The organism is Klebsiella sp. B345, from assembly GCF_051131735.1.
Lineage (GTDB): Bacteria > Pseudomonadota > Gammaproteobacteria > Enterobacterales > Enterobacteriaceae > Klebsiella.
Window position 1 is genome coordinate 1,476,158 of sequence record NZ_CP180443.1, and the last position, 12,290, is coordinate 1,488,447.

A 12,290-nucleotide genomic window follows, 5' to 3' on the forward strand; every position below is an offset into this window, starting at 1 on the left:
TCTCCGGGTAAGAATCCTGCCCGCCTTCACGCCCGCTTAACCCCTTTCTTTTCGCACCCGGGCGGCATACAACGCCAACGTCTTCTTGATGATATCCAGGGTTACTGGCTTCGACAGGCAGTTATCCATCCCCGACTCCAGACAGCGCTGCTTCTCTTCGGCCAGGGCGTTTGCGGTTACCCCGATCACCGGTAGCTTCATGCCCAGCTCACGAATACGCTGCGTCAGCCGGTAGCCGTCCATATTCGGCATGTTGACGTCGCTCAGCACAATATCGATATGCTGTTTAGCCAGCACGGCCAGCGCATCGACGCCATCGTTCGCCGTCACGCACTGATACCCCAGTGAACCCAGCTGGTCTGCCAGCAGTCGGCGGTTAATCGGATGGTCATCCACCACCAGAATCATCATGTCGTCATTGCTGGCGGTGTGCGTTTCCGGCGCCGCCAGCGCAGGACCATGTTCCTGCGTGGTTACGGCGACGTGGAAAATATGTCCCAGCAGCGGAATCAGCTCGTGCGGTGTCGTGACGCTGTGCAGCCACTCGCCCGGCGCTCGCTCTTGCGGAATGCCAATATGACGGCGGCAGAAAACCACCGTTGCCCCACCCTGCCAGCGCGGATCCGGCTGGTCGTCGGTCAGCAGAATGTCATTTGCCCCAGGAGCCTGTCCGTCATAGTCGCAGACCTCAATACCGTGGTACTTAAGCAGTGAGGCCACAAACATCGCCAGTGAGGTATTGCGAATGGCCAGCCAGCAGGATTTTCCCGCCAGCCCCTCGACGCTCAGCGGCTGGCGGTTTTGCACACCGTATAATGGAATACGGATGGTAAAGCGGCTGCCCATGCCCGGCTCGGTCTCGACGGCAATATCACCGTCCATCATGTTGATAAGCTTTTCGCAGATCGCCAGCCCCAGCCCGGTGCCCTGGAAGTTACGCTGTACGCCGGTCCCGACCTGGAAGAACGGATCGAACAGACGCACCACCTCTTTCGCCGGGATCCCTTCCCCGGTGTCCCGGACGCTGATCTGCAGATAGTCGCCGGCACGCTGGACATGCAGAATAATACAGCCGGTATCGGTAAACTTAATGGCATTGCTTAACAGGTTGGAAATCACCTGCTGCAGACGCATCGGGTCACCGGACATCAACTGCGGCACATCAGGTTCAATAAAGCAGTACAGCCCCAATTGCTTGCGCACCACCAGTGGTAAATAGTTGGCAGAGATATGGTTCATCACCTCACGCGGCGAGAACTCTTCTGGTTCGATTTTCAACTGCTCGGACTCAATTTTCGAGAAATCGAGAATGTCGCTGATGATCTTCAGCAGCAGGCTGGAAGAGTTATTCATCGCCGTGACCAGGCGATCGACCCCCTTGGGCAGCTCTTTGGTTTGTAGTAAATCAAGGTTGCCGATAATGCCGTACAGCGGGGTACGCAGCTCATGGCTGACGGTCGCGAGGAACATCGATTTTGACTGGCTGGCCTGCTCTGCGGCCTGCGCCATCTCCTGCAGCGACTCTTCCATTTTCACGCGGGCGCTGACGTCAACCAGCACGCAGATCGCCACATTTTCGTTGCGGTAGCGTGAATGGACAAAGCTTATTTGCAGGTTGGTGTTATTGCTGGTCAGCACGTCAACGAAATTAACCTGCTGCCCACATATTATCTGCGTTAACCGCTGCCGATCCTCATGGGTCAGCATATTGAGATAATTATGCGCCAGCTCGTTGCTCAGAATGTTGGTGCCGTCGAGGGTGCGCAGAATGCAGATCCCCACCGGCGCTGAAGCAACAATCTTACGGTTAAACTGCTCGTGCTCTTCCAGTCGCTGGGCGTCGTTTTCCGCCGGGATAAAAATCCGCCGCTCATACATCCGTGCCAGCGCGAACAGAATTACCCCGGTGAGGATGTTCAGGATCACCGCATTGATAATCAGCATCCGAATACGTTCGAGGACCTGATCGACCGACACCGAATAGACGATACTTAATGATGACGGCGGCAGGCTTTTCTTCAGCGCCAGCTCGCGGAAACCGGCGGTATAGCCAAACCAGATACGCTCCTGCATCCAGCGGGCTTCGCTCTTAATTTTGTTATCCGGCCCGGCAAGGGAGATCATTGGCTGGCCGTTATCGTCGAGGATCGTCACGCTCATCGGCAGACTACCCGGCGTAAAGAAGCTCTCCATACGGATGGTTTGCTCGATCCCCAGCAGCGCCTGCAGGCGGTTCGCCATGTATACGGGCGTCAAGGCATAAAAATAGCCCATCCCCGGGCGCATCCCCTGGCTTATCCAGAACAGATTGCTACCACGTTCATTTTGCGGGGCATCACGATACTGTTCGATGCGCTGGTGCAGGACTTTCAACGCCTGGTCTCGTTCCACCGGCATTTCACGCAGGCCAAAGTTAGCCATACACAAATTGTCGCTGCCAATCAAAAAGATGCGGTTCAGGTCATAGGCAGCGGAAAAATTATCGCGCCAGTAGCGCATAAACCACGCCAGCGATTGCAGGGAGTTACGCCAGGTGGTGCTCATTGTCCCGCAGTCGGAATCAGGATACAGCGGTTCGAAATCCGGGATGGCGATGTTGCCATTCTCAGACGGCGAAATGCCACCCTCGCCGCCGCCTGCCGGCCGGTTCCCGGCGACGTATTTCAACTCTTTGATCACATCGGCCGTGCGCTGAATATAGCGCTGCGCCTGGTCAGCATTGAGATTAAATTCCTGACGGATCTCTGACTCTCTGTCATGCAGGGCATTGACGATATAGAACACCGAAACGAAAGCGATAAGCATCCACAGCAGCACCGCCAGCGCTCTGAACAAATAGCGCGAAACCTTCAGGGTGGTATGAAAAGAGGCAAGATATTTCAATGGGGCGATACTCGGCCGTCAGGGACTCAACAGAATGGGGTTAAGGTAGCGGTAAACACGTCTTGTCGCAACGTTATACTCTCTGGATTTCACGTTCAACAACCCACCGCAACCGGAAAACAAAAAGGGCCGGGAGATATCCCGACCCTTCTGGCATCACAACCGAAGATTATTCTTCGTCTTCGGCGATGTCATCATCAGTATCAGCATCGCTTTCTGGCGCGATTTCATCGTCACCTTCCGCTACGCTGCCATCGATGGCATCCAGCTCTTCGTCATCTACCGGCTCGGCAACACGCTGCAGACCGACGACGTTTTCATCTTCCGCGGTACGGATCAGAATAACGCCCTGGGTATTACGACCGACGATGCTGACTTCCGATACGCGGGTACGCACCAGGGTGCCCGCATCGGTGATCATCATGATCTGGTCGCAATCATCTACCTGCACAGCCCCAACGACGGAACCGTTACGCTCGGTCACTTTGATCGAGATAACGCCCTGCGTCGCACGCGACTTGGTCGGATACTCTTCTGCTGCCGTACGCTTACCGTAACCATTTTGCGTCACGGTCAGGATAGCGCCTTCGCCACGAGGAATAATCAACGAGACGACTTTGTCTTCGCCCGCCAGCTTGATGCCGCGAACGCCGGTAGCGGTACGGCCCATGGCACGCACTGCGCTCTCTTTAAAGCGCACCACTTTACCGGCGGCCGAGAACAGCATGGCTTCGTCGCTACCGTTGGTCAGGTCAACGCCAATCAGCTCATCGCCATCATTGAGGTTAACGGCGATGATACCGGCTGAACGCGGACGGCTGAACTCGGTGAGCGCGGTTTTCTTCACGGTACCGCTGGCGGTCGCCATAAAGACGTTTACGCCCTCTTCATATTCGCGTACCGGCAGAATCGCGGTAATACGCTCGTCGGCTTCCAACGGCAACAGGTTGACGATTGGACGGCCACGCGCGCCACGGCTAGCTTCCGGCAGCTGATAGACCTTCATCCAGTAGAGACGACCGCGGCTGGAGAAGCAGAGGATCGTATCGTGGGTGTTGGCCACCAGCAGGCGGTCGATAAAGTCTTCTTCTTTAATACGGGCGGCCGATTTACCTTTGCCACCGCGGCGCTGCGCTTCATAGTCAGTCAGCGGCTGATACTTCACATAGCCCTGGTGAGACAGGGTGACCACCACATCTTCCTGGTTGATCAGATCTTCAATGTTGATATCCGCGGTGTTGGCGGTGATCTCGGTACGACGCGCGTCGCCGAACTGTTCGCGCATCGCTTCCAGTTCTTCACGGATCACTTCCATCAGACGGTCGGCGCTGCCAAGAATGTGCAGCAGCTCAGCAATCTGTTCCAGCAGCTCTTTGTATTCGTCGAGCAGTTTTTCATGCTCAAGGCCGGTCAGTTTCTGCAAACGCAGATCCAGAATCGCCTGTGCCTGCTGTTCGGTCAGGTAGTATTGACCGTCACGCACGCCAAACTCTGGCTCCAGCCACTCAGGACGCGCGGCATCATCACCAGCACGCTCGAGCATGGCGGAGACGTTACCCAGATCCCAGGAGCGGGCAACCAGACCAGCTTTCGCTTCGGCCGGGGTCGGCGCGCGGCGAATCAGTTCGATGATCGGATCGATGTTGGCCAGCGCAACCGCCAGCGCTTCGAGGATATGCGCACGATCGCGAGCTTTACGCAGTTCAAAAATAGTACGGCGAGTCACCACTTCGCGGCGGTGACGCACGAACGCCGAAAGAATATCTTTCAGGTTCATGATCTTCGGCTGGCCATGGTGCAGAGCAACCATGTTGATGCCGAAAGAGGTCTGCAGCTGAGTCAGAGAGTACAGGTTGTTCAGAACCACCTCACCCACCGCATCACGCTTGATCTCAATCACGATGCGCATGCCGTCTTTATCGGACTCATCGCGCAGGGCGCTGATCCCTTCCAGACGCTTCTCTTTTACCAGCTCGGCCATTTTCTCGATCAGGCGCGCTTTGTTCACCTGATACGGAATTTCATGCACGATGATGGTTTCACGGCCGGTTTTCGCATCGGTTTCTACCTCTGCGCGAGCGCGAATATAAATTTTGCCACGACCGGTGCGGTAAGCTTCCTCGATACCACGACGACCATTGATAATGGCGGCGGTCGGGAAGTCTGGACCCGGGATGTGTTCCATCAGCCCTTCGACGGAGATATCCTCATCGTCGATATAGGCCAGGCAGCCGTTGATCACTTCCGTCAGGTTGTGTGGCGGAATGTTGGTCGCCATCCCGACTGCGATACCGGATGAACCGTTTACCAGCAGGTTAGGGATTTTGGTCGGCATGACGTCAGGGATGCGCTCCGTGCCATCATAGTTGTCTACGAAATCAACCGTCTCTTTTTCGAGGTCGGCCATCAGCTCGTGGGCGATTTTCGACATACGGATTTCCGTATAACGCATCGCTGCGGCGGAGTCGCCATCGACAGAACCGAAGTTACCCTGGCCATCGACCAGCATATAACGCAGGGAGAATGGCTGTGCCATACGTACGATGGTGTCATAAACGGCGGTATCACCATGCGGGTGGTATTTACCGATGACGTCACCCACGACACGGGCAGATTTTTTATAGGCTTTGTTCCAGTCATTGCCCAATACGTTCATGGCGTAAAGCACGCGACGGTGTACCGGTTTCAGGCCATCTCGGACATCCGGCAGCGCACGGCCAACAATGACCGACATCGCATAATCCAGATAGGAGCTCTTCAGCTCTTCCTCAATGTTGACCGGTGTAATTTCTCTCGCAAGGTCGCTCATCTAACCGCTATCCCTCTACTGTGTCCCGGATTCAAAGGTCGCAAATTATAACACAGCCGCGGTGATACGGGTAAACCTATACCCAATGATTTTCGCGTGGGCTCAAGATTGGATTTACCCAAAATAATTCGAGTTGCTTGTAGGCGGCAAAGCCGTGAATCCCCAGGAGCTTACTCAGGTAAGTGACTGGGGTGAACGGCTGCAGCTAACAACCAAGCAACTTGAAGGATGAAGGGGATAGACGGTTTATTCATGCCAGCCACCTGATATACTCGCCAGTCTGAACAGATAAGGAGTAATTGCGCCCATGAATGCCGAAAAACAGCCGGTGGCCCACAACGTTGATCATCAAGAAATCGCTAAATTTGAAGCCGTCGCCTCGCGCTGGTGGGATTTAGAGGGTGAGTTCAAGCCATTACACCGCATCAACCCGCTGCGTCTGGGCTATATTGCACAGCGTTCTGGCGGCCTGTTTGGCAAAAAAGTGCTCGATGTCGGCTGCGGCGGCGGGATTCTGGCAGAAAGCATGGCGCGTGAAGGGGCGACGGTGACCGGCCTCGATATGGGCTTTGAACCGCTGCAGGTTGCGAAGCTGCACGCGCTGGAAAGCGGCGTTCAGGTTGAATATGTCCAGGAAACCGTAGAAGAACACGCGGCAAAGCATCCTCAGCAGTACGATGTGGTGACCTGCATGGAGATGCTGGAGCACGTGCCCGACCCGCAATCGGTGGTCCATGCCTGCGCGCGGCTGGTCAAACCCGGCGGCCAGGTCTTCTTCTCGACCATCAACCGTAACGGTAAAGCCTGGCTGATGGCGGTGATCGGCGCCGAATACGTGATGAAAATGGTGCCCAAAGGCACCCACGACGTGAAAAAATTCATCAAGCCGGCGGAGCTAATCGGCTGGGTTGATCAGACTATTCTCAAAGAGCAGCATATTACCGGCCTGCATTACAATCCGCTGACCAATACCTTCAAGCTCGCGCCGGGGGTTGATGTTAACTATATGTTGCATACAACCGCAAAAAGCGCATAACGTCAGCAGTATTTCGTATAGTAAAGATCCGATGATTGCGCGGTATCAAGCCGCGTAATTTTCACATCCGTTGAAGAAATCAGCACTCGATCAAATTTTCATTTTTATTTTCCAGTTTATTGACATCTCCGCCAGGCCTTATGGGGCGTGGATTTCGCGATTATTATGCTTCCGCACCCTCAAATTAACGTCAAAATCAACCCTTGTACTCAAAAGAATCCTTACTAAAATACTCACCATATAGCGTTTCTTTTATCTACTACCCCCTACATATAGTATTTATCCACAGAGTTAATCACAACGCTGTGCTGTGGATAAATGGGGGGATATTTTTTCTCACGGACAGGTAAAATCCACATGAATCAGAGTCTGCTGGTGACAAAGCGTGACGGTAGCACCGAGCGCATCAATCTCGACAAAATCCATCGCGTACTGGATTGGGCGGCAGAAGGGCTGAATAACGTTTCCATTTCTCAAGTAGAACTGCGTTCCCACATCCAGTTCTATGACGGCATCAAAACCGCCGACATCCACGAAACGATCATCAAGGCTGCCGCGGACCTGATCTCTCGCGATGCACCGGATTACCAGTATCTCGCCGCTCGCCTGGCGATCTTCCATCTGCGTAAAAAAGCCTACGGTCAGTTTGAGCCGCCGGCGCTGTACGACCACGTATCTAAGATGGTGAAGAACGGCAAATACGACACGCATCTGCTGGAAGACTACACGGAAGAAGAGTTCAAGCAGATGGACGCGTTCATCGTCCACGATCGCGACATGAGCTTCTCCTATGCCGCGGTAAAACAGCTGGAAGGCAAATACCTGGTCCAGAACCGTGTCACCGGTGAAATTTATGAGAGCGCCCAGTTCCTCTATATCCTGGTAGCCGCCTGTCTGTTCTCCAACTACCCGCGCGAAACGCGCCTGGATTACATCAAGCGTTTCTACGACGCGGTATCCACCTTTAAGATCTCGCTGCCGACGCCGATCATGTCCGGCGTGCGTACCCCGACCCGTCAGTTCAGCTCCTGCGTGCTGATCGAGTGCGGCGACAGCCTGGACTCCATCAACGCCACCTCCAGCGCAATTGTGAAATACGTTTCCCAGCGTGCCGGTATCGGCATCAACGCCGGTCGTATCCGTGCGCTGGGCAGCCCGATTCGCGGCGGTGAAGCGTTCCACACCGGCTGTATTCCGTTCTACAAGCATTTCCAGACTGCGGTGAAATCCTGCTCTCAGGGCGGCGTTCGCGGCGGTGCAGCAACGCTGTTCTACCCGATGTGGCATCTGGAAGTCGAAAGCCTGCTGGTGCTGAAAAACAACCGTGGTACCGACGCCAACCGCGTGCGTCACATGGACTACGGCGTGCAGATCAACAAGCTGATGTACACCCGTCTGCTGAAAGGCGGCGACATCACCCTGTTCAGCCCGTCTGATGTCCCGGGCCTGTACGATGCCTTCTTCGCCGATCAGGACGAATTCGAGCGTCTGTATACCCAATACGAACAAGACGACAGCATTCGCAAACAGCGCATCAAAGCGGTTGAACTGTTCTCCCTGATGATGCAGGAACGTGCTTCTACCGGCCGTATCTACATCCAGAACGTTGACCACTGCAACACCCACAGCCCGTTTGACCCGGTGGTTGCGCCAGTGCGCCAGTCCAACCTGTGTCTGGAAATCGCCCTGCCGACCAAACCGCTGGATGACGTCAACGACGAAAACGGCGAAATCGCCCTGTGTACCCTGTCCGCATTCAACCTTGGCGTTATCGATAGCCTGGATGAGCTGGAAGAGCTGGCGGTCCTGGCGGTTCGCGCGCTGGACGCCCTGCTGGATTATCAGGACTACCCGATCCCGGCGGCCAAACGCGGTGCGATGGGGCGTCGTACTCTGGGTATCGGCGTGATTAACTTCGCCTACTACCTGGCGAAGCACGGCAAACGCTACTCTGACGGCAGCGCCAACAACCTGACGCACAAAACCTTCGAAGCGATTCAGTACTACCTGCTGAAAGCATCGAACGAGCTGGCGATCGAGCAAGGCGCTTGCCCGTGGTTTAACGAAACCACCTACGCGCAGGGGATCCTGCCGATCGATACCTATAAAAAGGATCTCGATGCTATCGTCAACGAGTCTCTGCATTACGACTGGGAAGCATTGCGTGAATCGATTAAAACCCACGGCCTGCGTAACTCCACGCTCTCCGCACTGATGCCGTCTGAGACCTCCTCGCAGATCTCTAACGCCACCAACGGCATTGAGCCGCCGCGCGGTCATGTCAGCATCAAAGCGTCGAAAGACGGCATTCTGCGCCAGGTGGTTCCTGACTACGAATCCCTGCAGGCAAACTACGAGCTGCTGTGGGAAATGCCGAGCAACGACGGCTACCTGCAACTGGTTGGCATCATGCAGAAGTTTATCGACCAGTCGATTTCAGCGAACACCAACTATGACCCGACGCGTTTCCCGTCTGGCAAAGTGCCGATGCAGCAGCTGCTGAAAGATTTGCTCAACGCCTATAAATTCGGCGTGAAAACGCTGTACTATCACAACACTCGTGATGGTGCAGAAGATGCCCAGGACGATCTGGCGCCATCCATTCAGGACGACGGCTGCGAAAGCGGCGCATGTAAGATTTAAAACACTCGCCGGGTAGCGCCACGCTCACCCGGCCAGACGTTTTGTAAGCCCGGCACACCCTCGCTGCCGGGCGATACAATTTCAACAGGACCAACATTTAATGGCATATACCACTTTTTCTCAGACCAAAAACGATCAGCTGCTTGAGCCGATGTTTTTTGGTCAGTCGGTGAACGTCGCCCGCTACGATCAGCAAAAATATGACATCTTCGAAAAGCTGATCGAAAAGCAACTCTCCTTCTTCTGGCGTCCGGAAGAGGTCGACGTTTCCCGCGATCGTATCGATTACCAGGCGCTGCCGGATCACGAAAAGCATATTTTCATCAGTAACCTGAAATATCAGACCCTGCTGGACTCCATCCAGGGCCGTAGTCCCAACGTCGCGCTGCTGCCGCTGATTTCGATTCCGGAGCTGGAAACCTGGGTTGAAACCTGGGCATTCTCAGAGACGATCCACTCGCGCTCCTATACCCATATCATCCGCAACATCGTCAACGACCCGGCGACGGTGTTTGACGATATCGTCACCAACGAGCAGATTCAGAAACGTGCGGAAGGCATTTCCCACTATTACGATACCCTCATCGAGCTGACCAGCTACTGGCATCTGCTGGGTGAAGGCACGCACACCGTCAACGGCCAGACCATCACCGTAAACCTGCGCGAACTGAAAAAGAAACTGTACCTGTGCCTGATGAGCGTCAATGCGCTGGAAGCCATCCGTTTCTACGTCAGCTTTGCCTGCTCCTTTGCCTTCGCGGAACGTAAGCTGATGGAAGGCAATGCCAAAATCATCCGCCTGATCGCCCGTGACGAAGCCCTGCACCTGACCGGCACCCAGCATATGCTGAACCTGCTACGTTCCGGCGTCGATGGCCCGGAGATGGCGGAGATCGCCGAAGAGTGCAAGCAAGAGTGCTATGACCTGTTTGTGCTGGCGGCGCAGCAGGAAAAAGAGTGGGCGGATTACCTGTTCCGCGACGGTTCCATGATTGGCCTGAACAAAGACATTCTCTGCCAGTATGTGGAATACATCACCAACATCCGCATGCAGGCGGTCGGTCTCGATCTGCCGTTCCAGACCCGCTCCAACCCGATCCCGTGGATCAACACCTGGCTGGTCTCCGACAACGTGCAGGTGGCGCCGCAGGAAGTTGAAGTCAGCTCCTATCTGGTCGGCCAGATCGACGCCGAAGTTGACGCCGACGACCTGAGCAACTTCCAGCTCTGATGAAACGCATTTTTTTGAAGATTTCTGACACTCGCCTTGAGTGTCAGGATGAACACCCTTCCCTGCTGGCCGCGCTGGAGTCGCATAACATCGACGTAGAGTATCAGTGCCGTGCCGGCTATTGCGGCTCCTGCCGTACGCGACTGGTATCCGGCCAGGTTGACTGGCTGACCGAACCGCTGGCGTTTATCCAGCCGGGTGAGATTTTGCCCTGCTGCTGCCGGGCGCAAGGTGACATCGAAATCGAGATGTAACCAGCGGAAGGAATTGAAGGAATAAAGGGAACGCCATGCGTTCCCTTTTTCTTTGTTAACCCTGCTTCAGCTGTTGGTGATGACGTTTTTCGCCGATCATCACCACGATCAGCAGCAGCACCGCCAGCACGCTACCGCCTATCATCACCATAAAGCCACCATCCCAACCGAAAAAGTCCACGGTATAGCCAACGATAGCGCTCGCCGCCACTGAACCGCCGAGGTAGCCAAACAGCCCGGTAAAACCAGCAGCGGTGCCCGCGGCTTTCTTCGGTGCCAGCTCCAGCGCATGCAGGCCGATCAGCATGACCGGACCATAGATCAGGAAGCCGATCACAATCATGCAGGCCATATCCACCCCTGGATTACCCGGCGGGTTCAGCCAGTAAACCACCGTGGCTATCGTCACCAGCGTCATAAAGAACACCCCGGTAGCCCCGCGATTTCCTTTAAACACCTTGTCCGACATCCAGCCACAAATCAGCGTCCCAGGGATCCCGGCATACTCATACAGGAAGTAGGCCCAGGACGATTTATCCAGCGCGAAGTGCTTCACTTCTTTCAGGTAGGTCGGTGACCAGTCAAGGATGCCGTAGCGCAGCAGATAGACGAACACGTTAGCCACGGCGATATACCACAGCAGCTTGTTCGGCAGAATATACTGACGGAAGATCTGTCCGGCAGTCAGCTCCTGTTCATGCTGTTCGCTGTAGTCGTCCGGGTAGTCGTTTTTGTACTCTTCAATCGGCGGCAGACCGCAGGATTGCGGGGTATCGCGCATCATCGCAAAGGCAAACACCGCCAGCAATATCGCGCCAAATGCTGGCATATACAGCGCCGCGTGCCAGTCGTTAAACCAGGCCATCCCCAGCAGGAACAGCAGCGGCGGGATCCCACCGCCAACGTTATGCGCACAGTTCCACACCGACACAATGCCGCCGCGCTCTTTCTGCGACCACCAGTGCACCATGGTTCGTCCACACGGTGGCCAGCCCATCCCCTGGAACCAGCCGCACAGAAACAGCAGCACAAACATCACCATAATGCTGGAGGTGGCCCACGGGACGAACCCCATCACCAGCATCACCAGCGCCGCCAGAATCAGACCCGCCGGCAGAAAAATGCGCGGATTCGAGCGATCGGACACCGACCCCATGATGAATTTCGAAAATCCATAGGCAATCGAAATCCCCGAAAGCGCGAAGCCGAGGTCGCCACGCGAAAAGCCCTGTTCGACCAGATAGGGCATCGCCAACGCAAAGTTCTTACGAACCAGATAGTAAGCCGCATAGCCAAAGAAGATACCGATAAAAATCTGCCAGCGCAGACGGCGATACATCGGATCAATCTCCGCCGCCGGTAAGCGCGTTTTATGTGGCGCGGGTTTAAAAATAGTTAACATAGCAGCCTCCGTGGCCATGGTTTCTCTGCTGA

At 55.2% G+C, this 12,290-nt stretch carries 7 protein-coding genes; 4 read left to right on the forward strand and 3 right to left on the reverse strand.

Annotation, left to right across the window (positions count from 1 at the left end; all coding sequences use genetic code 11):
* Window positions 1-36: 36 nt before the first annotated feature.
* Both rcsC and gyrA read right to left on the reverse strand, forming a co-directional pair.
* Entirely contained in the window at window positions 37-2,883 is a 2,847-nt protein-coding gene (rcsC, locus tag ACMYSO_RS06850) for a two-component system sensor histidine kinase RcsC (protein ID WP_434669901.1), read from the reverse strand.
* A 169-nt stretch (window positions 2,884-3,052) separates the two neighbouring features.
* Window positions 3,053-5,692 carry a DNA topoisomerase (ATP-hydrolyzing) subunit A gene (gene gyrA, locus ACMYSO_RS06855; protein ID WP_434669902.1) on the reverse strand — a complete coding sequence of 880 codons (2,640 nt, stop codon included), beginning with the start codon at window positions 5,690-5,692 and terminating at the stop codon, window positions 3,053-3,055.
* A 307-nt stretch (window positions 5,693-5,999) separates the two neighbouring features.
* Between gyrA and ubiG the strand changes: the two genes are divergently transcribed.
* From ubiG to yfaE, 4 genes are all read left to right on the forward strand, one after another.
* Window positions 6,000-6,728, forward strand: a complete 729-nt coding sequence (ubiG, locus tag ACMYSO_RS06860; protein WP_434669904.1) for a bifunctional 2-polyprenyl-6-hydroxyphenol methylase/3-demethylubiquinol 3-O-methyltransferase UbiG — start codon at window positions 6,000-6,002, stop codon at window positions 6,726-6,728.
* A 357-nt stretch (window positions 6,729-7,085) separates the two neighbouring features.
* Window positions 7,086-9,371 carry a class 1a ribonucleoside-diphosphate reductase subunit alpha gene (gene nrdA, locus ACMYSO_RS06865; RefSeq protein WP_434669905.1) on the forward strand — a complete coding sequence of 762 codons (2,286 nt, stop codon included), beginning with the start codon at window positions 7,086-7,088 and terminating at the stop codon, window positions 9,369-9,371.
* A 100-nt stretch (window positions 9,372-9,471) separates the two neighbouring features.
* Window positions 9,472-10,602 carry a class Ia ribonucleoside-diphosphate reductase subunit beta gene (nrdB, locus tag ACMYSO_RS06870; RefSeq protein ID WP_434669906.1) on the forward strand — a complete coding sequence of 377 codons (1,131 nt, stop codon included), beginning with the start codon at window positions 9,472-9,474 and terminating at the stop codon, window positions 10,600-10,602.
* The gene (gene yfaE, locus ACMYSO_RS06875) at window positions 10,602-10,856 is read left to right on the forward strand and encodes a class I ribonucleotide reductase maintenance protein YfaE (protein ID WP_123755204.1); all 255 of its coding nucleotides are present in this window, start codon (window positions 10,602-10,604) and stop codon (window positions 10,854-10,856) included. The genes nrdB and yfaE overlap by 1 nt, the downstream gene beginning before the upstream one ends.
* A gap of 55 nt (window positions 10,857-10,911) precedes the next feature.
* On the opposite strand, the gene glpT is transcribed toward yfaE, so the two are convergent.
* A complete protein-coding gene (gene glpT, locus ACMYSO_RS06880) occupies window positions 10,912-12,258 on the reverse strand; it encodes a glycerol-3-phosphate transporter (protein ID WP_434669907.1) in 1,347 nt (448 codons plus the stop codon).
* Window positions 12,259-12,290: the final 32 nt, after the last annotated feature.

What these genes read in the sequence shown, in the direction of transcription:
- gyrA (WP_434669902.1), bottom strand. Translation starts at nt 5,692, where the DNA reads ATGAGCGACCTTGCGAGAGAAATTACACCGGTCAACATTGAGGAAGAG.
- ubiG (WP_434669904.1), top strand. Translation starts at nt 6,000, where the DNA reads ATGAATGCCGAAAAACAGCCGGTGGCCCACAACGTTGATCATCAAGAA.
- nrdA (WP_434669905.1), top strand. Translation starts at nt 7,086, where the DNA reads ATGAATCAGAGTCTGCTGGTGACAAAGCGTGACGGTAGCACCGAGCGC.
- nrdB (WP_434669906.1), top strand. Translation starts at nt 9,472, where the DNA reads ATGGCATATACCACTTTTTCTCAGACCAAAAACGATCAGCTGCTTGAG.
- yfaE (WP_123755204.1), top strand. Translation starts at nt 10,602, where the DNA reads ATGAAACGCATTTTTTTGAAGATTTCTGACACTCGCCTTGAGTGTCAG.
- glpT (WP_434669907.1), bottom strand. Translation starts at nt 12,258, where the DNA reads ATGTTAACTATTTTTAAACCCGCGCCACATAAAACGCGCTTACCGGCG.